Raw genomic sequence first — 26694 nt, forward strand, 5'->3', positions numbered from 1 at the left:
ACTTGATATATATCTTTTATGAGAAAGTGTCAAGCGATGACCCTCCCAGCAACATTGGACGACCAGCCGGCCACGCGGCCGGCGCGTAGCGCAGACCGACGACGCTGGCCCGAGCTGTTGAGCCACGCGGCGCCAGACAGCGCACGACGCCCAGAACTTTCGACGGCCGAGCTCGCGTTTCGCATCTACGCCGCCTTTCGCGCTCACCCGCATGTCTGCAACGTGCTGACGCACATTTCGCGCGCCAGGTGGATCGATGTGGAGCAGTCGATCAACTCGATTCTCGATCCGGCGACCTCTCGCGACGATCTTTCGCCGCTTGGACAGAACATCGTCGAGTTGATGGTCGCCGAGCGGGGGATCAGCGGAAAGATCCTGAAGCCATATTTCCAAGTCGTGTTGCAGAGGCTTCTCGGTCCGCTCCAATCGGAACGGCTGATGCGCCGGATCGATGCGATGTATCTCGATCTCGAGCGGAAGATCCAGCATCCGGTGCAGTCGCCTGCGCCGAGCATATCCCCAAAGGAATCCGACCATGCCAGATCCAAATTGCAGTGAACGCGTCGTCAACGTTGCGGATATCAATCCGCAATATCGTCATGCGATACTCTTCCGGCTGGTCGAGCACCTGGCGCCGGATACCTCGCTGCAGATCGTGGTCGATCACGATCCGAGGCGGTTGCGCCTGCAGCTCGAGGCATGTCATGGCTCGCGTTGCGGCTGGTCATATCTGGAAGCAGGGCCGGATGTCTGGCGCGTTCGCCTGCGCCTGCTCGATCGCGGGACCGAAGGTCATGGCTGATCTGCTCGCTCCCCGGCGAGGCGCCCTGTTCAGCTACGCGCGGCGGGCGGCCAATCGACGCGATGAGCGCGGCGACTCCAGTGAAGATCCGACGATGGAGAAACCAGAATGTTGAGCAATTCCCATCATCACGTGAATCCGGCAAACGAAGCGGAACGAACCTTCCTCGAATCGCTCATTCGGAAGGATTTCGAGCGCTGTCACCCCGGGGAAACGCTCGATGACGTCAAACGTCGTGCATCGTTCTCGAAAGAGGACAAGGGAATTTTGCGCGATTGGATGGCGGTGGCAGCGACGCAGGCTGCCACCGATCGAATGACCATGCCACCGGCGCTTGCCGCCTGACCGACGCTTTCGTCGGTCAGGCGGCCGGCCGCACGCCGAAATCCCTGGGCCTGAGCATCAGGTCGGCGAGCGTGTATTTGTCGAGCACCGCATTGAACGCATCGAGCCCTTCGTGGAAGATACCGCGCAGCCGGCAGCTGCGCGTGATGATGCACTGGTTGCCCGTCGCAAAGCATTCGACCAGCGCGAAGTCGGGCTCGGTCGCGCGAACGACGTCACCCAGGCTGATCTTGCGCGGCGGACGGGCCAGGGTCAGACCGCCGGAGCGCCCGCGCACGGCCTTCAAGAAGCCGGCGCGCGTCAACGTGTTGGTGATCTTCATCAGGTGCGCGCGCGAGATCTTGTACATCCCGGACACCTCCTCGATGGTGATCAGCCGATCTTCATGGGCGGCTGCGTACATCAGCAGCCTGAGCGCATAGTCGGTGAAATTCGTTAGCCGCATGCTGATCCCGAATTGACAAATCGATGACGTGAAGGGGCGCTAAAGATACACGCAGCCTCTATGTTTTGCAAACCCAAGGCGTCTTTCCCGCCTTGGACCGCACGAACTGGTGGCGTTCCTGCGCCTGATCACAGCCTGCGTACCAAGCGATGCAACAGGGCGTTGAAGCGTCGCTCGTCCTTCGGCGCGGTGCTGCGAAGAATCTTGCAGGCCTTGCCGGCGATGCGGCAGGCGGCATCCGGCTCCCCCGCGTCGGCAAGCTGCTGCAGCGTCTCGAGCAACAGCAGGTTGATCTGCTCCTGGACCGAAGTGATGGGAGACAGCGCCGAGTAGTCGAGGCCGGAGCCGGCGGAGGACTGCGTCATCAAGCTACTCCGAGATAGTTCTTCGCCGCCGGGCTCATCATCTCCGGCGTCCAGGGGGATCATAGGTGAGCTGGACATCGGCCCAATGGACCCCGGCGACGGACTGCGCCGCTTCGCCGGCACCGTCCCTGAGATAGTTGGTCGCGGGGCAACCCTTTGTCGTCGTTGTCATCGAGATGCGGGCGACACCGTCCTCCTCGATGGCGACATCGTAGACGAGGCCAATATCCACGATATTGAAGCCGATCTCCGGATCGATCACCTCGCGAAGCGCCGCGCGCACGCGCTCGACCAGACCGCTGGCGTCAGTCATTCGGCCGCCTCCCTCTGGGCTGCCTTTCGCACCAGAAGCTTGTAAGTCGTCCCATCGGCCTCGAATCCGCCCAGCCATTCGAATCCTCGCTTGCCGAGCTCCGGCAACAGGAACACCGGCTCGCGGCACAGAAGAGCGCACAAGACCTCGCCCGGCTGCAATTCCTCGACGGCGGCAAGCGTGCGCACCATCGGCTCCGGCGGATCGAGATCCCGGTTGTCAAGCTGACTCACGGGCTCGGGCCATCTCGAGGCCGCTGCGCCACCAGGCGTCGGCGGACCGGCAAGCACTCCGACCTTTGGCGTGAACAGGACCTCCCAGTCGCCACCGCCAATCTCACGCGCGGCGTGATCGAATCCCTTCTTGCCCAGCACTCCGTACAGCGGCACCGGCTCGAACGTCGCCAGCAGCCGGAGCGCCTGCCCGGCACTCAGGCCGCTGACGGCCTGCATGATCGCCGAGAAGGGCTCTCCGCCAGAGCGTAGAATGGGACGTACGTCGAGCTCATGGGAAGCTTGCGCCATTTGTCGTTCCTCCGTTTGTGAACGCTATAGAATCGGCAGATGCAGCCGCAGCCTGACGCGATGGCCGTTGGGCAACATCGCCTCCGGCACCGCGGCCAGGTTGCGGGTCAGAACGAGTTCGAAGCATATTTTCGCCGTGGCGATGAGCATCGCGAACGCGGCGCACCGGAACACCAGATGCGCGCCCAGGAACGCAGCCAGGGATGCGACGCCAACGCCCGCAAAATAGAGCGAGAACCAAGGCATCGCGCGCGGCTCGTTGACGAGGTCCTGCACGCGGGGCGTCGGACGTTTGCCCAATAGCCCACCGTAACACTCGAGCCAGGTTAGAAAGGCGACGATCTTGTAGAGTTTCGCGAGGCCGAGTCCAGTGAGCCAGCCGAAGACGAAGAGGAACACCACTCCTCCGATGTCGCGATCGGTCGGCCCGAGGGCCGTCACTGCCAACAACAGAAGAGCGGCGAGCCCGAGAGCGCCGAGCGCCCAGGCAACCACGCGCGCGTTGAGTTCGATCCTCGGCCGTTTGCGGGTCCGGTAGAGCCGCACGATGTCGTGCCCATAGAGAGCGATACTGACAAGCGCGAGCGCGAACGCTGCGAGCAGTGGATGGATCACCCCCTGACCAAAGATCAGGAGACAGACGGGACCGCCGATCAGGACGACGAGGATAGCCACGGCGCCGGCCGCGAACGCGATGCGGCTGGTACGGTGTTCGGCTTCGGGGGCAAGCATGAACATTGCGAGCAATCGATAGCTCACGCCCATCGCGGTGAATGTGAGCCAGCCGCCGAGCCCCAGCGCGGCGTGAAGCGGAATAGCCTCCGATGTGAGGCGCAGGAAGGCCGCATTAGTCATCCACCCGCCGAGCGTCAGCGAGAAAATGGTTCCCAGAGTGACAACGCCGACGAGGCTCAACAGACCGGCGGCGACGAAACGGGCCGGCAGCGCGATCGGGCGCGCCGACCAGAGGGTGCGGCCGAGGTTCCAGAGATTGAGCGCGAAGCCGCTCGCGAGACCGATGGCGCCGAGCGGCAACCAGGGCATCGCGCTGACGGAAAACCCGGCCATGCCGAGAAAGCCGAGAAGCAGACTTCCAAGTCCCGCCGTCAGAAGCGCAAGAGCGACCGCAGGCAACTCGGGATGCGCCAACGGCTTCGTGACGAGGACCGGAACGAATTGAATGAGCGCTCCGGATATCAGGAGGCTGAGCCAGCCGATCGCAACGAGATGCACGAGAACCAGGGTCTGAGGCGCGGTCACCGGTTGACTGGGAAAGCCGACACCGGCGACCATCAGCACCTCTGCACCGAGCAGGGCTGCGAGCGCGGCCGCAAAATAGCTCATCGTCCATCTGGACAGCGATGCGCCGAACATGGCGTTCCCTCGAAGTTGGACGGAAGCGAAGCGACGGCGCCTCGCTCCCGTTCGCCCGGTCGTTCAGGCTGCCTTGGCGCGCTTTCCGATCTCGACGCGCCATACCGTGGGACCGCTCTCGACATAGGTCCAGGAGAACTGCTTGGGATACTCCGCCTCCAATTGGTAGTAGAGCGGCTTCGGGTCGTGATCGTTCACGAGGATGAACGAGCCGCCGACCGCGAGTTCGTTGACGAGCTCGAAGATCTTCTGGTGGCGCTGAGCCGGCGGGAGCTCGCGCACGTCGATCGTCGAAGCGCTGGCACTGGACATTTTTAAAGGTCTCCTTTGGTCGCTCCAAGATTTGGTCGATTGCCGCCGGCGACCTCGGCGGCGGTTCGAGGATCGGTCGTCTCACCGGGCGCCCCGGCACCCTCCTCCGGGTTCGAGCTGAAATGCTCGGAGAATTTGTTGGTGACGCCGTTCCAGACGTCGGCGTCCGGCGGCGGCGTGCCCTTCGCGACGATGTTCGGCCAGAGCCCGGCATACTTGCGATTGAGACCGAGCCAATGCGAGTCGGGCGGGATGTCGCCGTCCGGGAAGATCGCCTCGGCCGGGCATTCCGGAACGCAAACGCCGCAGTCGATACACTCATCGGGGTGGATGACGAGCATGTTCTCGCCGACATAGAAGCAGTCGACGGGACACACCTCGACGCAATCCATGTACTTGCACTTGATGCAGTTATCCGTGACGACGTGCGTCATCATTCAGCCCTTCAGCCGAGTTCGCGTGGCCGCATCACGCCATAAGATATATTTGGCATATATCTAATAATGCTTGCGTCAATAAAAGCAATACGAAACATGTATCTTTTTGGTTGCGACCTCGCGTGCCCGCATCGCCCGGATCAAATCCGCCGGGCCCCTCCGCTGCCACGTGGTTGATTGAAGCAGTCTCGAGTGGCAAAATGCAGCAACGACCCTTTACTGCTATGTCGTTCGTTCAAGCTGATCTTCAGCCGCCTTGTCCGCTTCCAGTCGGCCATCACGCAGGTTGAAGATCCGATCGAAGCGATCGAAAATCTTCTCGTCATGCGTGACCGCAATGATCGCAGCGTCCTGCTCGATCGCCACCTTCCGCAGGAGGTCCATGACGATCCCCGCGCGTTTGGAATCGAGGGCGGCCGTCGGTTCGTCGGCAAGGATAATCCGCGGCCGGTTGGCCAGGGCGCGGGCAATGGCGACGCGCTGTGCCTCACCGCCTGAGAGCTTGGCCGGCATGGCGCTGCCACGGTTACCCACTTCGAGATAGTCAAGGAGTTCGACCGCGCGGGTGCGGGCCGCTGCCGCCTCCACCCCCGCCAATTGGAGCACCAGAGCTACGTTGTCGGTCGCGTTGAGAAACGGAATCAGGTTGTGGAACTGGAAGACAAAACCGATCTTGTCGAGCCTGAGTCGGCGAAGGTTGGGTTTCAACCATTGGCCGCCTTCGAGCACCACCTCACCGTCGAGCTCCATGGAACCCGACGACGGATCGAGGATGCAGCCGATGATGTTGAGAAGCGTCGACTTGCCCGAGCCTGATGGACCGAGCAGCGCGACGACCTGACCTGGATAAACATCGAGTGAAACGTCGCGCAGTGCGTCGACCCGGGTCTCGCCTTCGCCGAAGTGCTTGGAGAGGTGTTCGAGCCGCACCAGCGGACGATCCGTTCCCGCGGGCGCCATGTCAGCCTCCGAGTGCCGTCGCGGGATCGACCCGAAGCGCGGCGCGAACGCCGAGGCCGCTTGCCAGAAGGCAGACGGCAAACACGATCAGGCCGAGGATGGCGACGTTATCCGGTTCGAGGACGACGCGCCGCGGAAAGTGGTCCTTGACGTTCGCGATCAGGGTGGCGCCGATTGCGAAGCCGATGAGGCCGAGCGCCAGCGCCTGCTGCACGATCATGCCGATGATGGTTCGGTCCGGAGCGCCGATCAGCTTCAGTGTGGCGATCTGCTTCAGCTTCTCCATGGTCATCGTGTAGATGATCAGGGCGATGATCACCGCAGAGACCACGAGCAGGAGCGATGTGAAGAGTCCGATCTGGCGCCTTGCGCGGTCGACCAGCGAGCGCGTCAGGATCAGCTCCTGCTCCCCCTGCGTGATTGCGGCCAGGTGCTTCCAACGGTGCACCGCTTGGGCCACGGCGTCCGGAGACGCGTTGGCGTCCAACCGGGCAATCACGGCGTTGACGGTGTCCCGGTTGAGGCCGCTCGTGCCGCGCGCAAGTTGCACGCGAGCGGCCGGCGGCGCCAGGTCGAACTGCAGTTTCTGGGCGTCGAGCAGAGTTACGTAAACGACGGGATCGCCGCCGGAGTTGACCTGTTGTCGGGTTAGTCCGACGACGGTGAACACGTTTCGGCCAAGACGAATGCGATCTCCGAGGGCGAGTCCCGTGCTTCGGTCCGCGACAATCTCGTAGTGAGCGCGTCCGATCTCGCGCCCTTCCACGACTTCCGGCGGGCCTCCCGGACGCGTCGGCTCGTAGCCAATGACGTAAAGCCTGAGCTTACCGCCCATATGCTCCGCCTCGACGGTCTGATAGGTGACGCTGCCGGCTGCCGCCACGCCGGCAATGCGCGCAACGGCCTCGCGAAGATCGCCGGGGATGCGCGATGCCTCGGCGAAAGGACCGCGCGTGTTGGCTTCTACAACCCAGAGGTCGACGGCCGGTGCGCGCGGGACGGTCAGGGCTTCGACGACCAGCCCGCGATAGATGCCGATCATCGCCAGCACGACGCCGAGCAGAAGTCCCAGCCCGACGCAGGTCAGGAGGAAACGGCCAAGGCCATGCCTGATGTCGCGGTAAGCGAGGTTCACGGCTTCCCACCCTCGCTGATCCAGGCCGCGCGGTCCTCGCGGAAACCGGTCTCGACGCGGGTTGCCACGTGCGCGCCTTCCGGCAGACCCCCGACGATCTCGAGGCGCGAGTCCTCGGTGCGATGACGGAACCGGACGAGCCGCCGGTGCAGCCGGCCGTCCTCGACGGTCCAGACGGTGCCCTCGCGTCCGTTGTAGCCATGGACCGCGGCCTCCGGCACCAGCAGCGCCTTGTCGAGATTTGCAACCGTGATCAGGAATTCCACCTGCTCGCCCAGGAATACACGCGGCGGCGGATTATCGCCCTTGATGAACACGCGCCGTTCCTCGGTCACGCGGTCACTCTCCAACCCGATTCGCACGACCTTGCCGGTGAAGGCATCCTGGGGACGCGATCGGAGGCGGGCGTCGACCCGCTGTCCCTCCGCGATGTAGCCGGCGCGCGCCTCGTCGACGTAAGCAAGCCCCCAGTAAGAACCGGCGGCAACGAGCGTGAAAATCGGATCTCCGGCCTTCACGACGGTACCGAGCTCCTTGAATCGCTCGATGACGATCGCATCGTAGGGTGCCACGAGCGTCCTGTGTCCCAGCAAGGTCTCCTCGAACTGAAGTTGCGCGCGTGCGTCGGTCAGCTGCGCCGCGGCGCTCGCGATCTCCGCCTCCGCGACGATCACATCCGCTCTCGCCACCGCCTCGTCGCGCGCCGTCTCCTCCGCGACCTGCTGGGAGACGACATCGCGCCCTGCCAGCGTCTGCTTGCGGCGGTTGGCTTCCTGCTTCTGGGCCAGCACCGCCCGCGCCTTCTCTAGGTTCGCATCCGCCCGCTTGATGCCGGCCTCGGCGACCTCGAGCGCAGCCTTTGCCCTGGCGACCTTGGCCTCCTGCTCGCCGAGACTGAGCCGGGCCAGCACCTGTCCCTTGACGGCACGGTCACCGTGATCGGCGTTCAGCTCGGCGAGGGTCGCGCCGACCTCGAAACCGATCTTTGACATCACGCGCGCTTCGACCGTGCCAAGTCCGAACACGCGGACGGCGACGTCGTGTTCGACCGATGCCGCCTCGACCCGGACAGGGCGCTGATTGACGACGGCGATGATCGCCAGAATTGTGGCGAGGGCTCCGGCCCCGATCAAGGCGTAGCGGACGAAAGGTCGACGGAGAGCCGTCATGGCGCGCGCCTTCGCCGACGTTGCCTCGCCGTTGGCCGCGGTCCCGGCGGCGCTGGATGATGCCGATGATGTACTCATGGTCGATCAGGCCCCTTGCGTCGGGAAAATCGCGCCACCGATCCGGTCGCCCCGGCCGGCTCCCAATCCCCGCAAATAGATTCCGAGAACTCCCGGCGCGTTGGATCTTGCCGCCTGCAGATCGCCGGACAGCAACGATTGCATGACCAGTCCCTGGATCGTCCCGATGAACAGGATGGCTGCGGCTTGGGTATCGGTGTCGCTCTCCACCTCTCCTGCGGCCTTGGCCCGTTCGAGTTGTCCGGTAAGCCGCTGCGCGTAGCCCTGGAGCAGGCTCCGCACGACCTTCTTGGCCAGCGTCGCCTCCGCGCGCTGCAACTCGCCAAACAGCATTCGGGGTACGCCGGGGTGGGCGATGACGAAGTCGACGTGGCTCATGAACATAGCCCGCAGAGCCTCGACCGGTGACGCCGCTCGGTCCGCCGCCTGATCGATACGACCGAGGAGCTGAACGGTCACCCAATCCATGACCGCCTGCCAGATCGCGTCCTTGCTCGGAAAATGGCGAAACAGGGCGCCTTGGGTCACATGCATTCGCTTGGCGATCACCGCGGTCGTGATCTCGCTCGGATTCTGCACCCCTGCGAGGGCGACGACCGTTTCAACCGTCAACTGACGGCGCTCCTCGGCGGAAAGATATCTGCTGTCCATCGCGAGTCCAAAAGATAGTAATTAATTACTATCTTTAGAACTCGAAGTCAACGCCACTGCCCACAATTTGGAAGTTGATATCCCGGCGGACCTCTCGCCCTCCGCCGCTCTCAATGGGACGAGGGACCGGCTCGGCCGGTGCTGGGGGCCCGGAGTATCCGTCCGCCCCACCATCGGCAACACGCAGTAGGTCGCGGCCCCAGCCGCCGCCACCTACTCCCGGGAGGGACAGCCTCCGAACCCGCCAAGTCAAACGACTCCGATGGAACCAGAATAGACTCTAAAGGAGCCAACATCTGTAGGCTGAAACTATTGGTTTTTTCTCACTTCGAGACTCAGATCGAACGAGAAACGACAGCGTGTTGTGCGCGGCGCCCGAACCAACCGCTCCCGGCGACACTGTTGTGCAGCGCACGAAGCGAGAAATTACGGGAGACGATACGCCTCATTTCGGGACGAGCCGTGCGGATGACGACGGCCCAGAGTGGCGTGCCCATCACGCTCTCTCCGCTTGAGCATCGGCTCGTCTCCCATCTCCTCCGCAATCGGGGAAGGGTGCAACAGCGTGACGCGGTACAGCTTCCATGATGGATTTCCTGAATCGCAACTTGAACCCTGAGGTCATCGGCGTCGTCGTTGCACTCTGCATCGGGCTCCTTATCTGCCTCGAGCGGGAGCGCCGCAAGGGCGAGGGTCCAGGCCGCTCGCCGGCCGGATTGCGCACCTTCGCGGCCGCATCACTCGCCGGCGCCATCAGCGTCATGATCGGTGGCAAGGGTCTGCTTGCGGTCGTGACCGCCGGGATCATGGTCCTAGTTGGGATCGCCTATCTGCGGTCCAGGAGCGACGACCCCGGTTTGACTTCGGAGACTGCACTCATCCTGACGGTTCTGCTCGGCGGACTGGCCACGCAACGTCCCGTCTTGGCCGCAGGCGTTGCCGTTATCCTAGCCATTCTTCTCGCGGCACGTGCGGCATTGCACGACTTTGTTCACACAGTGCTCAGCGACAACGAGATCAAGGACGGTCTGATCTTTGCCGCCGCTACGCTCGTTGTCTTACCCTTGCTTCCGGATCAGCCTGTCGGCCCGTTCGGCGCGCTCAATCCGCGTGCAATCTGGATCATCGTCATTTTGGTGATGGCCATCGGCGCCGCCGGACACATTTCAATACGCCTGCTCGGCGCAAAAGGAGGCCTCGCGATCTCAGGCTTCGCCTCGGGCTTCGTCTCCAGTACAGCTACCATCGGAGCGATGGGGGCCCGCGCTCGCAAGGCCCCGGAGTTGCTGGGAGCCGCTACCGCCGGCGCAACGCTTTCGACCGTCGCAACGATCGTGCAGCTTTTCGCGGTTCTCGCAGCAACGAGTCTATCCACGCTGCAAAGCCTGCTCGTTCCGCTCCTTTGCGCCGGTGCGGCGGCAACGCTCTATGGCGTCATCTTCACGGTCAAGGGCATAAGGGAGACCGGGACAGCCGAAACTCGAGCACGGACGAGCTTTCAGCCTGCCTTCCGCCTTGTTGCTGGCTTTGACGCTCTCCGGAGTGCTCCTGCTCTCCGCCAGCCTGCGGGAGACCTTTGGTGAAATCGGCCTAGTGGTCAGCGCGGCTATAGCTGGGTTCGCCGATACGCATTCGCCAGCCGTGGCGGCGGCCACCCTCGCCGCCTCAGGCAAGATCAACTCGACGGACGCTGTCACTCCGATTCTGGCGGCGCTGTCGACCAATACCCTCAGTAAGATCGTCGCAGGCTGGGTCAGCGGCGGACGCTCTTTCGCGCTACGGCTGATCCCTGGCCTGGTCTTGGTCATCGCTGCCGCATGGGGCGGCGCCTGTTTGGTCTCGATCTTCTGGTGGCTTAGCGCTGCTACTGTCACGACCGACCCAGACATTCGGTCCGCTGTTGGACGAGCCTCGGGGAAATCCGCTCTTACACCTGCCGTTCGATCCCGCCGGGGAGATTCATACCTGCGCTTACTGCTGCGGGACCACGCTCTTGGTTCCTCGGATGAACGCCATCATCTCCGCTGGCGTGAGCTTTCCATCCTTATTGCTGTCCACTGCCTTGAAAATACGTTCGTGGGCGACCTGAAACTCCGGCAATGAGACGGTCCCGTCGCCATCGGCATCCATCAGCGCGAAGATCATCCGGAACATGGGCGGTGGACCCATCGCCTCGCCCATCATGGTATGCCCTTTCATCCCGCGCCCCATCATTTCCATCATATCTCCCCCACGCATCGTGCCCTGCCGCTCCGCGCCTTGGTTTGCGGGAGCATTCGTCTGCGGGGATGCGGTTGTCTGGTCCTGGCCAGGATGATGGGCCTCGTGGTCGGCTGCCGATTGAGCGAAAGCAGGATGGCTCAAACTGGCGAGTAGCAGGCCTGCAGCAATGGTTCGGCTTCGCATGACATTTCTCCGGCTTTGGTGTGCCGTAACAACCTGTCGAACGCCTCCGAGTTTGCGTTGAGCCAAGTCAAAACGCGGCTTTGGGGAAAGAAGCTCCTACCTGCAATCAGTTCCGCGCTGACGCGATTAGGCGGGGAAGGTCAATTCCGACCTTGTGCCGCTGCGGCCCTCCCGATTGGAGATCGTGACCTGAGCGCCGATCTTCGCCACCGCGAGCTTGACGATGGCCAGGCCGAGCCCGCTTCCGATCGGACTTCTCAGCCTGCCGCGGAAGAAGCGGTTGCCGAGCTTATCGAGTTCATCGGAGGGGATGCCAGGCCCCTCGTCCTCGACCGAGATCGTGCTCGGCCCAGCCGACCAAAGGATGCGTCCGTCGCGGGTGTGTTGGACTGCGTTTTCATGCAGGTTGCGCAATGCGAGCTGAAGGCATTCGGCGTTTGTGTTGAGCACCAAGCCCCGGACACTGTCGTCCATCGTGACACTCGTCCCCTGGTGTTTTGGGGTACCGGCGACGATCTCCTCCAGGAGAGGCCCGACCGCGACACGCTCGAGCGGCGCGTCGACGGCATCGGCATCCAGCCTTGCGATCGTCAACAACTGACGCACCAGGCGCGTGCTCCTGTCGACGGCAGCCACAATCTGCTCGAGCGCGCCGCGCACCACCTTCGGATCGTCGGCCGCCAGGGCCACCTGGGCCTGCGTCTTCAGCCCCGCCAGGGGCGTGCGTAGTTCATGTGCGGCAAACGCCGTCACTTCCCGTTCGTGCCGCCGGGCCGCCTCGACCTTGGTGAGGAGCCCGTTGAGGGCGATGGCCAAAGGCCTCACCTCGGTCGGCGCCTGGTCGGCTTCGACGTGTCGCATGTCATCCGGCTCCCGCGCGCCCAGGTCCTGGGCCATCCGCCGCAGCGGCCTCAAGCCCTGCCCGACGCTCGCCCAGATCGCCGCGCCGAGCAGCGGCGCGATCAGGAGTGCGGGCAGCATCAGTCCCTTGATGAGATCGGTCACCAGGCGCTCGCGTAATCCGACCCGATCTCCCACCATGACGCGCAAATTGTGGCCGGCGTCCTCAACCGTGAAGACACGCCACGGCTCGCCGTCGATCGTCCGATCGGAGAAACCTGATGAAGCGGTCGATAGCTGCTGGTCGGGAGCGCCGCTCGACTTGGCGACCATCCTCCCATCGAGCGACCATATCTGGCACGACAGTTGGCGTTCGTAGCTTCCGAGCAGCGGAACAGTGGTCAATGCTGCGTTACCCCCCGGAAGACTGTCGAAGCCGGAGGCAAGCGAAGCGACCATGCGTGCCGCTTCCTGCAGGCGGGTATCCAGGACATGCTCCACCTCGTCGCGGCTTCCGACATAGATCCAGACCACCGCGGCCAACCAGACGATGCCGGTTGCCGCGATGAGCGTCGCGAACAGTCTCAATCTCAGAGATCTCATCGTATGGCTCCCATGCGGTATCCGATGCCGCGCAGCGTCTGGATCGCATCCTTACCGATCTTGTTGCGGAGATTGTGGATGTGCACCTCGACCGCATTGCTTTCGACGTCCTCCTGCCAACCGTAGAGACGCTCCTCCAGTTCGGAGCGAGAGCGCACTTGCTCCGGATGCTCCATTAGCGCTGATAGAATAGCGAACTCGCGCCGCGACAGATTGATCGGCTCGCCGGCGACGGTTACCGAGAGGTCCGCTGGCGAGAGCACGATGGCGCCGTATGTCAGCGTCGGTGCCGCGCGACCTCCTTCCCTTCGGACGATGGCGCGGAGCCGGGCGGCGAGCTCGCCGAGATCGAATGGCTTGGCCAGATAGTCGTCGGCTCCGGAATCCAATCCCGACACCTTGTCGCTGATGCTGTCGCGCGCCGTAAGAAGAAGAACGGGGGTAGCATCGCCGCGGCCCCGCAGCTTCCGCAGCAGGTCCAGGCCGCTCCCGTCGGGCAGCATGATGTCGAGCACCACCGCCGAGTACCGCGACGTCGCGAGCGCGGCTTCGGCATCTTCGCAGGTCTCGACAGCATCGACGGTAGCACCCGTCAGCGACAGGCCCGCCCGCAGACCGTCGGACAGGATCGGATCGTCTTCGATCACGAGTATGCGCATTTTACCTCCGAGCCCTCCTTTGCTCGCCTGCCTTAAGGCTGGCTTAAGGTAGCCCATCCAAGTCGCGGCAACCGCTCACAAGACGCAAGGTCGCCGCAGAAGATGCCGGGCTTTCAACGACTTTCCATCATCACGCTCATTCTCCTGTCCTCCCTCGCGACGGCTGGGGCAGGAACGCCGCCGCCGGCCGATCAGGCCTTCCAACTGAAGGTTTCGCGCGACGACGCCGAGCTGTCGCTGCTTTGGACCATTGCGCCCGGAAGCTACCTCTACCGGGCGATGATCGGCGCCAAGAGCGCCACGCCGCCCGGCGCGCTGCTCGCGGTTCGCACGACCCAGGGAGAATCCAAAGACGATCCGGACTTCGGTCCGCAGGAGGTCTACCGCGGCTCGGCGAAGGCCGAGATCGCATCGGCCGACCTGCAAGGGATACGCGAGATCTCAGTGACCTACCAAGGTTGCGCTGAGACTTATCAGATCTGCTATCCGCCCGTCTCGAAGGTAATCGACCTGCAGACGCTGGCGGTCAAGGACCGTGACGCCGCGAGCTCCGCTTCGCCTTCGTTCTCCTTCGTGGACCCTCCGCAAGACGCCGCGGGCGGAACAGGCGGCGGCAAACCGATGACGCCCCCGCAAGGGTCCAACATGGACATCTCCTCCTGGGTGACGCTCGGCGGCATGTTGGCGTCGTTCTTTGGATTCGGACTCCTGCTGTCGTTCTCGCCGTGCACCTTCCCCCTGGTGCCGATCTTCTTCGGCCTGATGGCACGATCTCAGGAGCCTCTCTCGTTCGGCCGCGGTCTCGCTCTCGCGGCGATATTCGTGGGCGCCTCGGCGTTGGCCTACGCGATGCTCGGCGCTTTCGCCGCATGGTCCGGATCTGGAGAAAATCTGCAGATCCTGCTGCAGACGCCGATCGCGCTGGGCATGATGAGCGCCGTCCTCGTTTTGCTCTCGCTCTCGATGTTCGGTCTGTTCCAGATCCAGTTGCCGGCAGCATTGGTCGACAGGATTTCGGGTGCCGCCTCTGGAAGTCGTCGCGGGCCGCTGGCGGCCGCCGCCGTGCTCGGCTTCGGATCGGCGCTCATCGCCGGCCCGTGCGTCACGCCACCGCTTGCGACCGCCCTGCTCTACGTCGCGCGCACCGGCGAGGTCGCGCGCGGTATGGCCGCGCTCTTCCTGTTCGGCATCGGTATGGGCGTCCCGCTTCTCGTCTTCGGTGCGCTCGGGCCCCGTTTCCTGCCGAAGCCCGGGCGCTGGCTGGTCCGCGTCCGGCACGCCTTCGGATTCATCCTCCTGGGCGTTGCGATCAGCATCTTCTCGCGCGTGCTGTCGCAGCAGACCACGCTGCAGCTCTGGGGGGCACTCGCGACAGCCCTCTCGGTCTACTTCGGAACGGAGTTCCTGATGGCGCATACCGCTTGGAGGTTCGCGTCGATGGGCTTGGCGAGCTCTGCTTTGCTGATCGGCGCGGTTCTTCTGGTCGGCTCGGCGGGCGACGATAATCTCGGCGCGACTCGCATTCTCGACCAGTTTGTGACGCTGGAGCCCGGATCCGGAACTCCGGTTCGAACGATCCGATCTGTCACTGCTCTGGAGCACGAACTTGCAGCGGCACGGACTGAGGGTAAGCCGGTCGTGGTCGACTTCTCCGCCGAATGGTGCGTCGAATGCCGGGCGATGGACGCGATGCTGCGCCGGCCTGACGTGCGCGAGCGGCTGCAGGACTTCCGGATGGTGCGCGCCGACGTGACCACGGTGGACGACGCGAGCCGCGACTTGATGCAGCGCTTCGAGATCGTCGGACCCCCAACGATCCTCCTGTTCGCCGCGGAGAACGCCGATCCCATGACCAAAATCGTTGGTGCGATCGATGCCAACGCCCTGCTTGCGAAACTGTCGGCCGTCCCATCGGTCGACTGATCCCTCACCAATCATCGAAGAAGGAATTCGATCATGTCGCCGAATATTTCCCGACGCACGCTCGCCCAGATCATCGCAGCCGCAGGCGTCGGCTATCTCGTCGGCCCCGCGCGGGCCGATGACCGCCCCACTGAAGCTGACGTGTCGCGCGAAGCCATACTCTTCGACCCCGCGACGCCCACCGCCGGAAACCCGAAAGGCGATCTGACGATCGTGGTGTTCTTCGACTACAACTGTCCCTACTGCAAGCAATCCGAGCCGGAACTGACGCGGCTGGTCAAGACAGACGGCAAGATACGCCTCGTCTACAAGGACTGGCCGATCCTCACGCCGGACTCGATCAAGGGCGCGCAGTGGGCGCTGGCCGCAAAGTATCAGGGCCGCTACGACGACGCGCACCTTGCGATGATGGCCATTCCGGGGACGAAGATTCCCGCGGCACGGATGCGCGAGGCAATCGCCAAATCGGGCGTCGACATGGACCGTCTCGATGCCGATCTGCAGACCAGCGGCGACGACATCACCAAGCTTCTGAGGCGAAACCTCGCGCAAGCGGACTCGCTCGGACTGCAGGGCACCCCAGCCTATATCGTCGGCGACTACCGGGTGACACAGGCACTGAACTACGAAGGCTTCAAGCGCGTCGCCGCTGACGCGCGCGCACGCGCGGCCAAGAAGTAGCTGTCGCGGTCGGCGCCTTAAGCGTGGCTTAAGCTGAACATCAAGACTGTGCGAGGTCGGGCGCATCGGGACGGTCCGCCCCGACGTGGCTTCATTTCGGAGGGCGGAAGGCATGGAGCGAAGGATCTTTCTCACATTGACTGCCGGCTTGCCGCAACACGCTCGACTACGGCGGCTTCCGCGGCCCCGTCGAGCACGCAAGCCGACAAACCGCCCGGGGGCATCATGACAGCCAACAAGCGACGCGCTGCGCTCGTCGCCCCCCTGATTCTGACGATATTACTCGGAGGATGCGTATCCGACTCCGGCATCATGCCGATCGCTGCGGCCGCGTCGCATCCACCTGCCGTGGATGCCCGCTACAGCGCAGTTTCGGACGGCGCCTACGTCGTGCCGGCCGTCCCCGCCGGCGACCTCAAACAGCGCTACATGCGCCAGCTCGTTGATGACCCAACTGGTCAACCGCCCGGCACCGTCGTTGTCGATCCGAGGAACCGCTTCCTCTACTTTGTCCGAGAAGGCGGCAAGGCGCTGCGCTACGGCGTCGGCGTAGGCAAAGCCGGCATGGCCTGGTCCGGCACGGCCGACGTACAGATGAAACGCGAATGGCCGCACTGGACCCCGACGGATAATATGATCTCGCGGGAGCCGGAGAAGTATCGGAAGTGGGCGAAAGGTATGGATGGCGGCACGGGCAATCCGCTCGGTGCGCGGGCGCTGTACCTTTTCAAGAATGGTAAGGATACGCTGTACCGGATTCACGGCACCAACGAGCCTTGGTCGATCGGCCAGGCCGTGTCGTCGGGCTGCATTCGGATGATGAACCAGGATGTGATCGACCTGTACGGTCGCGTGTCGACGGGAGCGAAGGTCGTGGTGCTACCCGTGAATGGCTCGGATAGCGCCGCGGCGGTCGCGCGATGAGCAGTCGTCCGACCTCGCTGCCGTGGATTGTCGCGCTCGGCCTCGTCGCCATATCGGTCCCGCGGGCCGACGCGCAGGACGCGGCGAGCATCGTACGCGACGGTAACGCAAATGGTGCGCCCGCCTGCAGGTCCTGCCACGGCGAATACGGCGAGGGAAATCCCGACGGCGGCTTCCCTCGCCTTGCGGGTCTGCCGCGCGATTACATCCTCCACCAGCTCCGCAGCTTCCAAGACGGCAGTCGCGCCAGCGACATCATGCAGCCCGTGGCCAGCTCGCTCAGCGACAGCGAGCGCGAGGCTCTCGCGACCTACTACGCCAGCCTTCCTACGGCGCGCACCGAGGGGGGCGAAGCGCCGGACGCAAGACTGGTCATGGAAGGTAAGCGCCTCGCCCAAAAAGGGGACTGGCACAAGGAGATGCCCGGCTGCGGACAGTGCCACGGCCCGTCCGGACAAGGGGTCGGCCCAAACTTCCCGCCGCTCGCAGGCCAACCTGCCCTCTACCTGTCGGCCCAGTTAAGCGCCTGGAAGAGCAAGACCCGAAAGAATGATCCGCTTGGGCTGATGGCAGGTGTAGCCGGCAAGCTGACCGATGGCGAAGTCGCCGCGGTTTCGGCCTACTATGCGAGCCTGCCGGCGCCGGGCTCCAACAAGGAGCTCGCGCGATGAGCGGACACGTACCAGATGCGAAGATCTGGTTCGCGGGCATCGTCTTCTTCGGCCTCGTTGGCGTCGTCGGCTACAGCCTGCCGCACCTCCAGGCTGCGGCGCCCGTCGAAGCAGCCGCCGAAACGATCGCCAAGCCCGCGCCGCAGGCCTTCAGGCCGCCGCTCGACGCAGAGCCCACCGACGACAAATTCGGTGAAATGGTGCGGCTTGGCGAGCGGATCTTCAACGACACGGCAGCGAACGCCGGCGAATTCGTTGGCAACGACCTGCGTTGTGCCAACTGTCACCTCGACGGTGGCCGTCTTCCGAACTCGGCGCCTCTGTGGGCCGCGTTCGTGAACTTCCCAACCTACAGACCGAAGAATGACCACGTGAATACCTTCGCGGAGCGGCTCCAGGGCTGCTTCAATTACAGCATGAACGGCAAGGCCCCCCGCTCGGCGACAAGGTGCTGGTGGCCCTGGAAAGCTACGCGGCCTACCTTGCGAAGGGCGCGCGCGTCGGCGACAACCTTCCTGGCCGCGGATACCTGAAGCTCGCCAAGCCTCCGGAGCTCGACGTCGCGCGTGGCGAGCAGGTTTACGCCGCCAAATGCGCAGTGTGCCACGGCGGCGGCGGCGAGGGCCAGGTGACCGCCGACGGAGATGTCGTCTTCCCGCCCCTATGGGGATCGCGTTCTTACAATTGGGGGGCAGGCATGAGCTCCGTCACGAACGCCGCGGGCTTCATCAAAGCCAACATGCCGTTGAGCCAGGGCGGCACTTTGAACGATGAAGATGTCTGGGCGGTGGCGGCCTACATCGACAGCCGCGAGCGTCCGCAGGATCCGCGCTTCAGCGGTTCCGTCGCCGAGACGCGCAAGGCTCATCACGACAGCGACTACGACTTCTACGGCAAGATGGTGGATGGCCGACTGCTCGGCGAGAATTCGCCGCCCTCCGGCACCGTGCCGCGATGAGCCGCCCGCGGCACAACGGCTTACCGAGCGGCACGAACTGAGAACCGGCGCGCTGGTATCGCCTTCTTAAAGACCGAGTTCAGCGTCGCCCCTCATTTTCACGGGAATCTGCAGGTAATGCACGCCATTGGCCTGCTTGGGCGGGAATTTCCCCGCCCGGATATTGACCTGGATCGAGGGCAGGAGAAGACGCGGCGCGGCGAGCGTGGCATCGCGCTTGGAGCGCATGCCCACGAACTCGTCCTCGGTCACGCCTTCCTTCACGTGTACGTTTTTGTTGCGCTGCTCCGCGACTGTGGTCTCCCAGGCGTATTCGTCACGACCTGGGGCCTTGTAGTCGTGGCACATGAACAGCCGGGTCTCGGGAGCCAGTGCGAGCAGCCGCCTGATCGAGCGGTACAATCGCTGAGCATCGCCCCCAGGAAAGTCGGCGCGCGCCGTGCCGTAGTCTGGCATGAAGATCGTGTCGCCGACAAACACCGCATCGCCGATCTTGTAGGAAATGTCTGCCGGTGTGTGACCGGGCGTGTGCAGAACTTCGACGTCGAGCTCACCTAACAGGAAATGCTCGCCGTCCTTGAAGAGGTGGTCGAAGTCGCTGCCGTCCGTCGCCAAATCGGTTGCGTTGAAGACCGGCCGAAAGATTCGCTGTACGTCCCTGATGTACTCGCCGATGCCGATCCGAGCGCCGGTCTTCGCCTTGATGTACGGCGCCCCGGACAGATGATCGGCGTGAGCATGTGTTTCCAACACCCAGATGACGCGATAGCCCGCCTCCTCGGCCGTGTGAAGAATGGCCCTGACGGAACGCGTATCGACCGCGCCCGAATTGTGGTCGTAATCGAGCACGGGATCGATGACGGCGGCTGCCTGGGTCGCCGGATCGGCAACCAGATAGCTGATCGTATTCGTCGGCTCGTCGAAAAAGGCCCTGATGATCGGCTTCGCCATCGCCTCACTCCTATCTCGTTTCGATGCCTCGGTTCTTGACAGACATATTAGCATTTCCTAATTTAGCAATATCTAAATAACATGTGAGGCAGATGTGCCGACGGTCGTCTTCAACTCGCAAAGCGTCGAAAACGCCGCCCAGGAAATCGCAACCCTGTTGCGAGCCGTGGCAAACGAGCGGCGGCTGCTTATCCTTTGTAGGCTCGTGGAACTAGGAGAGGCGAGCGTGAACTCCCTCGCCGATGCCATCGGCCTGTCCCAGTCGGCGCTGTCGCAGCACCTAGGGAAGATGCGTGACGAAGGCCTGGTGACCTACCGCCGCGAAAGCCAGACCTCTTGGTACCGGATCGCCGACGCGCGCATCGAGCGGCTCTTGGCAACCCTGCACGAACTGTACTGCAAACCGACCAAACGACGTTGAACAGGAGCAGACCATGTCACTTCCGAAAATCGATCCCGCGACCGCGCGCCACCTCGTCAATCAGGGCGCGATCCTCGTCGATATCCGCGAAGCAGAGGAATTCGCTCGCGAGAACATTGTCGGCGCTTACCATCTTCCGCTGTCCAGATTGCACGAAGCGGCTTTGGCTTTGAAAGCTGGAAAAGCCTTGATCTTCCACTGCAAGAGCGGCGCTAGGACTTCAATGAACGCCGCCCGTCTCGCAGCGAAAGTGAACGGCGCTTGCGAAGCCTACATTCTTGACGGTGGGCTGGACGCCTGGAAGCGATCGGCCGGCTGACAGGCTGATGACTCCGTAGAAGCCCGCACGCCCGTAGGGTCTGCAGCACGTACTCGAGGCCAGGCCGCCGTCCCGCAAGGACCGACCTTGGAGTTCCGCAATGCAATCACTGTTGACGCAAGCCGCCCTCTCGGCGGCTTCCGGCTCTGTCGTCGGCTTCTCGCTCGGTCTTGTGGGCGGAGGCGGGTCGATCCTGGCTGTTCCACTTCTGGTGTACGTCGTCGGTGTAAACGATCCGCACGTGGCCATCGGGACGAGCGCGATCGCCGTGGCGGTCAATGCCGGCGCCAACCTCGCAGCACATGCGCGCAGCGGCAATGTGAAATGGCGCTGCGCCACGACTTTTGCCGTCGCCGGCGTTGCCGGGGCCTACTTCGGGTCCACCCTCGGCAAGATCATGGACGGGCAACGACTGCTCGTCCTTTTCGCCGTGTTGATGATTGTCGTCGGCGGATTGATGCTGCGCAACCGCGCTCACGTCGGCAACTCGGCCGTCAGCTTGTCCAAGGAGAACCTCCCGAAACTGATCGCATCGGGTCTGGGCGTCGGTGTGCTGTCCGGATTCTTCGGGATTGGCGGGGGATTTCTCATCGTCCCTGCGCTCATGCTTGCGACCGGCATGCCTATGCTCAATGCCGTCGGCTCGTCGCTGGTCTCGGTGACGGCATTCGGACTGACCACTGCCGCGAATTACGCCCTTTCCGGGCTGATCGACTGGCAGATCGCCTTCCTCTTCATCGCAGGCGGAATCTTTGGCGGGTTGATCGGGGCGCGGTTGGCGAAGTCGCTCGACTCCCATCGGGGTGCTTTGACCTTCGTCTTCGCGGGGCTGATATTCGCGGTCGCCGTTTACATCCTGTTCCGCTACCTATCGCCGACTTAAGGCTGGTCGGTTTCTTCGCAGGCTGTTCATGCACTCTGGCCGGAGCGGGTTGGAGCCGGATCACGCGGACCTACTCGGCATAGTGCGTGCAACAGGCGCAAAACTCGATACGGTCACCGCATTAACCATATCGTCCCAACGGGACTGGAATGTCTCCGCGCATATCCGCATATTAGACTAGGACTGGGAACGGCAGCACACAGCGCAGAGCAAAGCCATCCTGATTGACACCGATCCGACCTGATTATGACTTGAAGAACGCCCTGAACCTTTTGGTCTGTGCCATTTGGCCGCCAAACTGGGTGAAAAGCTGTCAAGCGGCGTCAACTTCCATTGTTCCGGCCAGCTTGCTGTTCAGGGTCGCGCGAGACGGGCGCAATTCTCTCGGTCCGCCTCCTGGCCACGGCGTTTGGCATCGGCCGCCAACTATCAAGGATCGCTAACCGTAGAAGGCTTCAGTACGCTGTTAGCCAGAACGTTGCGCAAGCATGCTGGAGAAATCTGGCGCCCGGCCCCCCCATTTGCGTTCAATTAAGCTCGAATTGGAATGATGGTGCTCCAATCGAGGGGCTTGGCTTGCTGTCCAAAGAAGATTTCTTCGTATTCATTCAATTGCAAAACTTTCGGCGGCCTGGAAGGCCAGAGTAACTCGCATATCGATCGCGAGCGGCGGCGGTGTATTGCGATGAGTTGTTGTAAGGCAGTTTCGGTCATTCAGGTAGCCGCGATCCGGAAGACTGGAGCCAACCGCTGAGATGCGCGCCCGTCTCGGCAATTCTGACTCGCTTAAGCAGGGCCTCGCGCTCTGCTCCAGCGGGGAGCCCGCTGGCTTGGTCTCGCAGCCTTTTGGCCTGTTCGGCCATTCGATCTTCAAGGGAGCGGGTCTGTTGCACCCGGCGGCGCTTCTCGGTCATGGCGATAGGCTCCAAAGCCCCACCATCAACGTTCCAGCTCACTGACGGTTCGAACAGCACGTAACGTCTTAACTTAGGAACCGGTAGGACAACCACTGCATTGAATCGCGCTGGCCCGCCGACCGAGCTGGCGGAGCGGCCCAGGCCTCCAGCCCCCAAAAGCCCCAAGCCGGGGCCGTCTCTCCGCGTAGGATATCGGAAAATACGTATGCGTTTCTCTCCCTTGATCGCGCCGGCCGATCGCCCAGATCGTAACATCCTTGAAGACTTCGGCGCCCGAGTGACGCGGCCTCACTTCTTGTAGAGAAGGAGCCTCAATTGTCGAGCCTGACGGCGGACCGAACCGACGCGACGACCGAACAACAGTCGTGCTCTCGTGGGCTAAGTTAGAAGCCGCTAACCGTACGGTCACGCAGTTGGTCAGAAGTGGTAGTTCACGCCAATACGCGCGACGTGAAAATCCGCCCGACCAAAATTGGCGTTGTAGCTAGCGAATGCCGTGCCTGCCCTTTTGAGCGTATTGGCGACCGAGTTCACCGAAGCATTGCCGAGATCGACGTATAGATACTCGGCTTTGACCGTCCAGTTATGCGTCCACCGCCACTCGCCACCCGCGCCCGCGGTCCAGCCCGTCTTCACACTCGAAGTGGAGCCCGAAAAGCAGGTGACGTTGACCGCGCATAGAAACGAGCGTCCGGCCAAGTCGCCCAATAAACCGGCGGGCGGCGCTCCGTTGAACACGTAACTGTCGGACAACATGACCCGACCATAGGCAAACCCGGCAGTGCCGTAGAGCAGCAGGTCTGGAGTGGCGAGCACTCCTAAGCGCGCGCGCACGGTGCCCCACCAATCGATCTTCTCCTGGCCCGCGACGGTCTGAGTAAAGAAACCTGGCGCCGCCGTGGCCAGCACGCTTGTGCCGCTGCCGCTGCCCTTAATGTCAGAGCCGCTGAAGTCGGCCTCGACCCCGATGACCCAGCTGCGGTCGATCTGCAGATTGTAGCCCGCCTCGAGGCCGCCGGTAACACCACTGATATTTACGCGGTGGCTGGCAAACGGTTGCTCGCCAACAGCTCCGAGTCCGCCATTGACGAGGAGCGTGGCAATGGGATCGTTACCGACATAGGTGACCGTGCGGTCGCTCCAGCCGCCGCCGATCTGCCCGCCAACATAGAATCCCGTCCAGCTCGGCAGCGCAGTTATAGGCGGCGCCTTGAGCGGCATATCAGCAGCGTGGGCCGGAAGTCCAATTGCTAGCGCCAAACTGCTGAGGATGGCAGCAAAACCCAATGCGCGGTGCATCCGACGGTCCCCATGAATCTAATCGCGGAAAATATCAGGCCGCGGTCATGCCGTCTGTGGCTTCAAAACCACACCGCCTGGAAGATTCCAAGCCAGTTAACTCAATACTTCATCTGTCCCTGGCGCGCCGCTTGTGCGCGGATCGCTTGATCCAAGGTGCGGCTCTTCACGGCATCCACTCCAGCTGGCTCAAGAGCCAATCCGTCACCCTGCGCACTTCGCGCGCTGCTTCACCGTGCGGGTGATACTTCGTCACTCCGAGCCCCCGGAGGGCAGAGTCCTGATAATCGACGCGATACCCGAGGAAGGCGTCCACGATCTCGCCCAGCTCCTGGTGCCTCGCGAGCCACCCGCCAGCCGGGTGTTCATCGTCGCGGGCGTATGCGAGAAATCTCAAGCAAGAGCGCCTTGCCGTGAGTGGGCAGCTCAGCAACTTTTGCTGCTGCCACCCTGCTCTCGAATGCATCAAATATTTCTCGAAACTCGGGGGTGTCAGACAACGTCACTTGGTGCCCAAGGCAATACAACCCGCCAACTCGCCAGATTTTAGACAAGTCGAACTCGGGGATTTTATCGTCCTTTGCCAATGCGTCCAAACATTGCTCGCATTCAGTGACGACATCGCGCTTTGTTGCAGCAATAGCGCCGATTTCAGCAAATTGAAGCCGCAACTCAAAAATATGCAGCATTTCCTCGGACGAGCCGAACTCGCGTTTATTGAATATGTTCTCTAGCTCATCCACTACTGCTTTGTACTCGTCGTCTGTGAGGTCCCATCCGCGCCACGCGCGCAACCACACAGGTTCTGAGGCCGGGTCAGAATAATAGCGACCGCCGTCCAGCGCCTTAGCTGTCTCTTCTGGGTCGATCCAGCCCTCAAATAGAAGCGTCCGAACGTGTTCAAATGCCAATGGCGTTTCTTCGAGACGAAGGCCGCTGCATTTCTTCTCCACTCTCGTTGCAGCGCTGTCATCGTCTCCATTTGCCGACGCCCCAAGGACCTCTCAGGAGCACCGCATAGTCAAAGTCACTGCCTTGATCGCAATAGTAATTTAGATAATCGATGACGTGCTTATTTGGGGTCAGTGACCGACGCCATAGTAGCCATTAATTGGTGCAGCAGTGAGAAATTGAAAAGATTTTGGCCGATTCCATTTAACGCTGTCGAAATCCGGCAAGTTTACTATCGATGAAAGTTACCACCAAATCGGGCTTCTATTATGCTTATGGTCAAGCGCTTCATCGAAGACGAAAGTGGTGCAACCGCTATCGAGTACGGGCTGATTGCGGCTGGAATCGCACTGGCAATCATAACAGTCGTCAACAATCTGGGCACTACGTTGAATGACAAGTTCGGATCGATTAGCAGCTCGCTTAAATAAGGCCTCCAGTGCCCCTCACCGAAGACGATAATTCGGTGGCGGGTTCTAAGATGCTGCAGCACCACATCGATTATCAAGGCACGTTCCCGGCGGGCATATCTGCCGTCGCGAGCGGCGTGAATGGGCCACTACGAAGGGCGACTATCGCGACGAGTGCGAAAACCAAAACAATGATAGCGCGTATGACGAGGCCCCTCATAGGGATCAACTCTAGGCAAGTCCCATCGACGCCATTGTGAATTAGGCCACAAGTGCAACTGTTGTTACTGCAACTGGCAGTACGCTAACCGAAACAAGAGCCTCGCAAAAAGAAAGGCCGCCCGAAGGCGGCCTTGTTTGAAGCGGCTACCGAGTTTCCCACCTGTCGCCATGCCAATTAGACGAGGCTGAACGAAACCGACTGCTCTATCTCGCAGACCTTGGCACCGCGCTCTGTATGGCGGGATTGGCGGTCGCCATCCTCCAAAGCCTCGGAAGCATGTTCATCGGGTGACTTTTTGAAAGTTTGAAGCTTTCACCGTGCGGCGATTGAGGGTGCTCTAGTAGTGCGCGGGACACCGTCTTCTGCACAGTAGACGGGAAGCATCAAAAGGCGGACAGCTTGCGGTGCTGTCTTTGCAATCCAAAGAGGGCACGACGGAACGAAAGGCCTCAACCCCGCCAGCCCCGGGTTGGGGCCTTTCCATTCTCAGAAGCAAAAACGCCGCCCGCTTAAATGACCGCGGGCGGCGGCTTTCCAGCTCCGGAAGGTGATGCAAAATCCGGTAAGCCATTCTGGCACAAGTTGTGCCAAGATTTTGTGAAAGGACCGTTCGCAGGGCAAGTCTGCATACTGCGAACCGTGGCTGGGAAGAGGCCGCAAACCCGGTCACCCCAACTGTCTTGCGGGCCGCAAATCTGACGGTTGTACGGTGAGCCGATAGGCGACCTCGCTAGAGCCGTCGAAGATTTCCAGCACGCGGTCGCAAACCAGACATTTGTAATGCCCCGGCCGTCCTTTTCTGGACTCCAGTTCGATCCGCCGATAACCAGCAGAGCAATCAGGACAGGTCACGTCGCCCTTTTTCATGTGACAATAGTGCGATGGACAGCCGCAGGTATCCAGACAAACTAGCACACTGCGAAACCCAACCTGACGCCACCCGCTGGCGGAAACCGGAAATAACGCGGGTAGAATGCGATCATCCCGCGCTATAGCATTGCCGTGAAGCAGCGAAGTGTCCTGTGCACTTGGGAGGTGCATCACTCAGCCGAACCGTGGGTAAAGGCCACCCGAGGTGAGCGGTAACCTTCAATCCTCACCCGACGGTCTTGGCACAGGACGTGGTGAACACGTTGCCCCGGCATTGCCAGCCGTTGCCCAATTCTGTGCGGTCGATGCGGTGGGGAAAAAGGGCAACAGCCGTGAGAAGCAAAGTAGCTGCCGCCGAACCAAGCATCAAAACTCTGATCATGATGCGCTCCATCAATTCAAGCATCATGCACCCGGTCTGCTTCGGCCGAATGTCGCCTCACCCCATATCGTGTTTCAGCAACGTTTCGTCCGCAATTGCCGAACAAACCCATCTAGAAGCCGAAGGCAACTTGGGTCCAGCTGAAGTTCTATGCTGAAGTTGAGTACCGTGACATCACGTCGGAGGGGCTGTTGCGTGCCAGCTCGTTCAAGGGGCTGTCGCGAGGAACGCGGCGACCGTGAGCGCGTTCTCCAAGCAATCGTCAAACCGGCCGGCGATGGGTCGACTTCATGATGAGATTCGAATTGGGGCTCGAGCGTCCGGATCCGAAGCGTGCCGCGATCGGAGGCTCGTACGTGATCGGCGGTCTGATTCCGCTCGTGCCCTCATATTCGCCCACGACATCGGAACGGCGCTGTATATCTCGGTCGCGCCGACCGGCGTGGCCCTGCTCTGCTTCGGAGCCGTCAAAAGGGCACTTCACCATTGAAGC

Annotated in this window: 31 protein-coding genes and 3 pseudogenes; 16 read left to right on the forward strand and 18 right to left on the reverse strand. The window is 62.3% G+C overall.

Annotated elements, in window-relative coordinates; genetic code table 11:
• Window positions 1-54 precede the first annotated feature (54 nt).
• From F8237_RS02555 to F8237_RS02565, 3 genes are all read left to right on the forward strand, one after another.
• A complete protein-coding gene (locus tag F8237_RS02555) occupies window positions 55-558 on the forward strand; it encodes a hypothetical protein (RefSeq protein ID WP_151642254.1) in 504 nt (167 codons plus the stop codon).
• Window positions 536-802: a DUF2249 domain-containing protein gene (locus F8237_RS02560; protein WP_151642255.1), complete on the forward strand. Its 267-nt coding sequence runs from the start codon at window positions 536-538 to the stop codon at window positions 800-802. The genes F8237_RS02555 and F8237_RS02560 overlap by 23 nt, the downstream gene beginning before the upstream one ends.
• 108 nt (window positions 803-910) lie before the next feature.
• Window positions 911-1147, forward strand: coding sequence for a hypothetical protein (locus F8237_RS02565; protein WP_151642256.1), 237 nt, complete (start codon window positions 911-913; stop codon window positions 1145-1147).
• A 16-nt stretch (window positions 1148-1163) separates the two neighbouring features.
• On the opposite strand, the gene F8237_RS02570 is transcribed toward F8237_RS02565, so the two are convergent.
• The 11 genes and pseudogenes from F8237_RS02570 to F8237_RS02620 form a co-directional block, all read right to left on the reverse strand.
• A complete protein-coding gene (locus tag F8237_RS02570) occupies window positions 1164-1592 on the reverse strand; it encodes an RrF2 family transcriptional regulator (RefSeq protein WP_151642257.1) in 429 nt (142 codons plus the stop codon).
• Between the two features lie 128 nt (window positions 1593-1720).
• Window positions 1721-1957, reverse strand: coding sequence for a hypothetical protein (locus tag F8237_RS02575; protein ID WP_151642258.1), 237 nt, complete (start codon window positions 1955-1957; stop codon window positions 1721-1723).
• A gap of 37 nt (window positions 1958-1994) precedes the next feature.
• Window positions 1995-2270: a metal-sulfur cluster assembly factor gene (locus tag F8237_RS02580; protein ID WP_338025193.1), complete on the reverse strand. Its 276-nt coding sequence runs from the start codon at window positions 2268-2270 to the stop codon at window positions 1995-1997.
• Entirely contained in the window at window positions 2267-2794 is a 528-nt protein-coding gene (locus F8237_RS02585) for a DUF2249 domain-containing protein (RefSeq protein WP_151642259.1), read from the reverse strand. The genes F8237_RS02580 and F8237_RS02585 overlap by 4 nt, the downstream gene beginning before the upstream one ends.
• A 24-nt stretch (window positions 2795-2818) precedes the next feature.
• Window positions 2819-4168 (reverse strand): hypothetical protein, encoded by a 1350-nt coding sequence (locus tag F8237_RS02590; protein WP_151642260.1) that lies wholly within the window; start codon window positions 4166-4168, stop codon window positions 2819-2821.
• Between the two features lie 63 nt (window positions 4169-4231).
• Entirely contained in the window at window positions 4232-4480 is a 249-nt protein-coding gene (locus F8237_RS02595) for a DUF2249 domain-containing protein (RefSeq protein ID WP_151642261.1), read from the reverse strand.
• A 98-nt stretch (window positions 4481-4578) separates the two neighbouring features.
• Window positions 4579-4914 (reverse strand): annotated as a pseudogene (gene fdxA, locus F8237_RS02600) (ferredoxin FdxA); the annotation flags it as partial.
• A gap of 225 nt (window positions 4915-5139) precedes the next feature.
• A complete protein-coding gene (locus F8237_RS02605; RefSeq protein ID WP_151642262.1) occupies window positions 5140-5877 on the reverse strand; it encodes an ABC transporter ATP-binding protein in 738 nt (245 codons plus the stop codon).
• Window position 5878: 1 nt separating this feature from the next.
• Entirely contained in the window at window positions 5879-7012 is a 1134-nt protein-coding gene (locus F8237_RS02610; protein ID WP_151642263.1) for an ABC transporter permease, read from the reverse strand.
• Window positions 7009-8181, reverse strand: a complete 1173-nt coding sequence (locus F8237_RS02615) for an efflux RND transporter periplasmic adaptor subunit (RefSeq protein ID WP_151642264.1) — start codon at window positions 8179-8181, stop codon at window positions 7009-7011. The genes F8237_RS02610 and F8237_RS02615 overlap by 4 nt, the downstream gene beginning before the upstream one ends.
• 84 nt (window positions 8182-8265) lie before the next feature.
• The gene (locus tag F8237_RS02620) at window positions 8266-8910 is read right to left on the reverse strand and encodes a TetR/AcrR family transcriptional regulator (protein WP_151642265.1); all 645 of its coding nucleotides are present in this window, start codon (window positions 8908-8910) and stop codon (window positions 8266-8268) included.
• A gap of 584 nt (window positions 8911-9494) precedes the next feature.
• On the opposite strand from F8237_RS02620, the gene F8237_RS02630 reads away from it, so the two are divergent.
• Window positions 9495-10493 carry an MgtC/SapB family protein gene (locus tag F8237_RS02630; RefSeq protein WP_259172035.1) on the forward strand — a complete coding sequence of 333 codons (999 nt, stop codon included), beginning with the start codon at window positions 9495-9497 and terminating at the stop codon, window positions 10491-10493.
• A pseudogene (locus F8237_RS37185) lies at window positions 10438-10611 on the forward strand (DUF4010 domain-containing protein); the annotation flags it as partial. The gene F8237_RS02630 and the pseudogene F8237_RS37185, both read left to right, overlap by 56 nt.
• Window positions 10612-10881: 270 nt before the next feature.
• Here F8237_RS37185 and F8237_RS02635 read toward each other — a convergent pair.
• The 3 genes from F8237_RS02635 to F8237_RS02645 all read right to left on the reverse strand — a co-directional run bounded on the left by F8237_RS02635 (window position 10882) and on the right by F8237_RS02645 (window position 13418).
• Complete coding sequence (locus F8237_RS02635; protein WP_151642266.1) at window positions 10882-11316, reverse strand: EF-hand domain-containing protein; 435 nt, start codon at window positions 11314-11316, stop codon at window positions 10882-10884.
• A gap of 126 nt (window positions 11317-11442) precedes the next feature.
• A complete protein-coding gene (locus F8237_RS02640) occupies window positions 11443-12759 on the reverse strand; it encodes an ATP-binding protein (protein WP_151642267.1) in 1317 nt (438 codons plus the stop codon).
• Window positions 12756-13418 (reverse strand): response regulator, encoded by a 663-nt coding sequence (locus F8237_RS02645; protein WP_151650441.1) that lies wholly within the window; start codon window positions 13416-13418, stop codon window positions 12756-12758. Before F8237_RS02645 ends, F8237_RS02640 begins: the two co-directional genes overlap by 4 nt.
• Before the next feature lie 102 nt (window positions 13419-13520).
• Here F8237_RS02645 and dsbD point away from each other — a divergent pair, with 102 nt between their 5' ends.
• The 6 genes from dsbD (at window position 13521) to F8237_RS36800 (ending at window position 18575) form a co-directional block, all read left to right on the forward strand.
• Complete coding sequence (gene dsbD, locus F8237_RS02650) at window positions 13521-15341, forward strand: protein-disulfide reductase DsbD (RefSeq protein WP_151642268.1); 1821 nt, start codon at window positions 13521-13523, stop codon at window positions 15339-15341.
• A 45-nt stretch (window positions 15342-15386) separates the two neighbouring features.
• Entirely contained in the window at window positions 15387-16022 is a 636-nt protein-coding gene (locus F8237_RS02655; protein WP_374761586.1) for a DsbA family protein, read from the forward strand.
• Window positions 16023-16247: 225 nt separating this feature from the next.
• Window positions 16248-16946: a L,D-transpeptidase gene (locus F8237_RS02660; protein WP_151642270.1), complete on the forward strand. Its 699-nt coding sequence runs from the start codon at window positions 16248-16250 to the stop codon at window positions 16944-16946.
• The gene (locus F8237_RS02665; protein WP_151642271.1) at window positions 16943-17617 is read left to right on the forward strand and encodes a c-type cytochrome; all 675 of its coding nucleotides are present in this window, start codon (window positions 16943-16945) and stop codon (window positions 17615-17617) included. Before F8237_RS02660 ends, F8237_RS02665 begins: the two co-directional genes overlap by 4 nt.
• A complete protein-coding gene (locus F8237_RS36795; protein WP_244626067.1) occupies window positions 17614-18150 on the forward strand; it encodes a c-type cytochrome in 537 nt (178 codons plus the stop codon). The genes F8237_RS02665 and F8237_RS36795 overlap by 4 nt, the downstream gene beginning before the upstream one ends.
• The gene (locus F8237_RS36800) at window positions 18066-18575 is read left to right on the forward strand and encodes a c-type cytochrome (RefSeq protein WP_244626068.1); all 510 of its coding nucleotides are present in this window, start codon (window positions 18066-18068) and stop codon (window positions 18573-18575) included. Before F8237_RS36795 ends, F8237_RS36800 begins: the two co-directional genes overlap by 85 nt.
• Before the next feature lie 66 nt (window positions 18576-18641).
• Here the strand turns inward: F8237_RS36800 and F8237_RS02675 are convergent, their stop codons facing one another.
• Window positions 18642-19526: an MBL fold metallo-hydrolase gene (locus tag F8237_RS02675; RefSeq protein WP_151642272.1), complete on the reverse strand. Its 885-nt coding sequence runs from the start codon at window positions 19524-19526 to the stop codon at window positions 18642-18644.
• A gap of 94 nt (window positions 19527-19620) precedes the next feature.
• Here F8237_RS02675 and F8237_RS02680 point away from each other — a divergent pair, with 94 nt between their 5' ends.
• The 3 genes from F8237_RS02680 to F8237_RS02690 all read left to right on the forward strand — a co-directional run bounded on the left by F8237_RS02680 (window position 19621) and on the right by F8237_RS02690 (window position 21149).
• Window positions 19621-19947 carry an ArsR/SmtB family transcription factor gene (locus F8237_RS02680; protein WP_151642273.1) on the forward strand — a complete coding sequence of 109 codons (327 nt, stop codon included), beginning with the start codon at window positions 19621-19623 and terminating at the stop codon, window positions 19945-19947.
• A gap of 13 nt (window positions 19948-19960) precedes the next feature.
• Window positions 19961-20266, forward strand: a complete 306-nt coding sequence (locus F8237_RS02685; RefSeq protein WP_151642274.1) for a rhodanese-like domain-containing protein — start codon at window positions 19961-19963, stop codon at window positions 20264-20266.
• 100 nt (window positions 20267-20366) lie between these two features.
• Window positions 20367-21149, forward strand: a complete 783-nt coding sequence (locus F8237_RS02690; protein ID WP_151642275.1) for a sulfite exporter TauE/SafE family protein — start codon at window positions 20367-20369, stop codon at window positions 21147-21149.
• Window positions 21150-22483: 1334 nt separating this feature from the next.
• On the opposite strand, the gene F8237_RS02700 is transcribed toward F8237_RS02690, so the two are convergent.
• Window positions 22484-23365: an outer membrane protein gene (locus tag F8237_RS02700; RefSeq protein WP_151642277.1), complete on the reverse strand. Its 882-nt coding sequence runs from the start codon at window positions 23363-23365 to the stop codon at window positions 22484-22486.
• A 365-nt stretch (window positions 23366-23730) separates the two neighbouring features.
• Window positions 23731-24276, reverse strand: a complete 546-nt coding sequence (locus F8237_RS02705) for a hypothetical protein (protein WP_151642278.1) — start codon at window positions 24274-24276, stop codon at window positions 23731-23733.
• Between the two features lie 315 nt (window positions 24277-24591).
• On the opposite strand from F8237_RS02705, the gene F8237_RS02710 reads away from it, so the two are divergent.
• On the forward strand, window positions 24592-24747 hold the full coding sequence (locus F8237_RS02710; protein ID WP_374761585.1) for a Flp family type IVb pilin: 156 nt from the start codon (window positions 24592-24594) through the stop codon (window positions 24745-24747).
• Between the two features lie 1298 nt (window positions 24748-26045).
• Here F8237_RS02710 and F8237_RS02720 read toward each other — a convergent pair.
• Window positions 26046-26228, reverse strand: a complete 183-nt coding sequence (locus F8237_RS02720) for a hypothetical protein (RefSeq protein WP_151642281.1) — start codon at window positions 26226-26228, stop codon at window positions 26046-26048.
• A gap of 245 nt (window positions 26229-26473) precedes the next feature.
• Between F8237_RS02720 and F8237_RS37345 the strand changes: the two are divergent.
• Window positions 26474-26686, forward strand: a pseudogene (locus F8237_RS37345) (VIT1/CCC1 transporter family protein); the annotation flags it as partial.
• Window positions 26687-26694: the final 8 nt, after the last annotated feature.

The organism is Bradyrhizobium betae (assembly GCF_008932115.1).
In the GTDB taxonomy this organism is placed as follows: Bacteria; Pseudomonadota; Alphaproteobacteria; order Rhizobiales; family Xanthobacteraceae; genus Bradyrhizobium; species Bradyrhizobium betae.

Coding starts and splice junctions, on each gene's coding strand:
- F8237_RS02595 (WP_151642261.1), bottom strand. CDS start 4,480: ATGTCCAGTGCCAGCGCTTCGACGATCGACGTGCGCGAGCTCCCGCCG.
- F8237_RS02665 (WP_151642271.1), top strand. CDS start 16,943: ATGAGCAGTCGTCCGACCTCGCTGCCGTGGATTGTCGCGCTCGGCCTC.
- F8237_RS02575 (WP_151642258.1), bottom strand. CDS start 1,957: ATGACGCAGTCCTCCGCCGGCTCCGGCCTCGACTACTCGGCGCTGTCT.
- F8237_RS02720 (WP_151642281.1), bottom strand. CDS start 26,228: ATGATGCTTGAATTGATGGAGCGCATCATGATCAGAGTTTTGATGCTT.
- F8237_RS02620 (WP_151642265.1), bottom strand. CDS start 8,910: ATGGACAGCAGATATCTTTCCGCCGAGGAGCGCCGTCAGTTGACGGTT.
- F8237_RS02565 (WP_151642256.1), top strand. CDS start 911: ATGTTGAGCAATTCCCATCATCACGTGAATCCGGCAAACGAAGCGGAA.
- F8237_RS02615 (WP_151642264.1), bottom strand. CDS start 8,181: ATGACGGCTCTCCGTCGACCTTTCGTCCGCTACGCCTTGATCGGGGCC.
- F8237_RS02605 (WP_151642262.1), bottom strand. CDS start 5,877: ATGGCGCCCGCGGGAACGGATCGTCCGCTGGTGCGGCTCGAACACCTC.
- F8237_RS02710 (WP_374761585.1), top strand. CDS start 24,592: ATGGTCAAGCGCTTCATCGAAGACGAAAGTGGTGCAACCGCTATCGAG.
- F8237_RS02580 (WP_338025193.1), bottom strand. CDS start 2,270: ATGACTGACGCCAGCGGTCTGGTCGAGCGCGTGCGCGCGGCGCTTCGC.
- F8237_RS02570 (WP_151642257.1), bottom strand. CDS start 1,592: ATGCGGCTAACGAATTTCACCGACTATGCGCTCAGGCTGCTGATGTAC.
- F8237_RS02585 (WP_151642259.1), bottom strand. CDS start 2,794: ATGGCGCAAGCTTCCCATGAGCTCGACGTACGTCCCATTCTACGCTCT.
- F8237_RS02630 (WP_259172035.1), top strand. CDS start 9,495: ATGATGGATTTCCTGAATCGCAACTTGAACCCTGAGGTCATCGGCGTC.
- F8237_RS02690 (WP_151642275.1), top strand. CDS start 20,367: ATGCAATCACTGTTGACGCAAGCCGCCCTCTCGGCGGCTTCCGGCTCT.
- F8237_RS02635 (WP_151642266.1), bottom strand. CDS start 11,316: ATGCGAAGCCGAACCATTGCTGCAGGCCTGCTACTCGCCAGTTTGAGC.
- dsbD (WP_151642268.1), top strand. CDS start 13,521: ATGCCGGGCTTTCAACGACTTTCCATCATCACGCTCATTCTCCTGTCC.
- F8237_RS02675 (WP_151642272.1), bottom strand. CDS start 19,526: ATGGCGAAGCCGATCATCAGGGCCTTTTTCGACGAGCCGACGAATACG.
- F8237_RS02640 (WP_151642267.1), bottom strand. CDS start 12,759: ATGAGATCTCTGAGATTGAGACTGTTCGCGACGCTCATCGCGGCAACC.
- F8237_RS36795 (WP_244626067.1), top strand. CDS start 17,614: ATGAGCGGACACGTACCAGATGCGAAGATCTGGTTCGCGGGCATCGTC.
- F8237_RS02685 (WP_151642274.1), top strand. CDS start 19,961: ATGTCACTTCCGAAAATCGATCCCGCGACCGCGCGCCACCTCGTCAAT.
- F8237_RS02660 (WP_151642270.1), top strand. CDS start 16,248: ATGACAGCCAACAAGCGACGCGCTGCGCTCGTCGCCCCCCTGATTCTG.
- F8237_RS02590 (WP_151642260.1), bottom strand. CDS start 4,168: ATGTTCGGCGCATCGCTGTCCAGATGGACGATGAGCTATTTTGCGGCC.
- F8237_RS02560 (WP_151642255.1), top strand. CDS start 536: ATGCCAGATCCAAATTGCAGTGAACGCGTCGTCAACGTTGCGGATATC.
- F8237_RS02645 (WP_151650441.1), bottom strand. CDS start 13,418: ATGCGCATACTCGTGATCGAAGACGATCCGATCCTGTCCGACGGTCTG.
- F8237_RS02700 (WP_151642277.1), bottom strand. CDS start 23,365: ATGCACCGCGCATTGGGTTTTGCTGCCATCCTCAGCAGTTTGGCGCTA.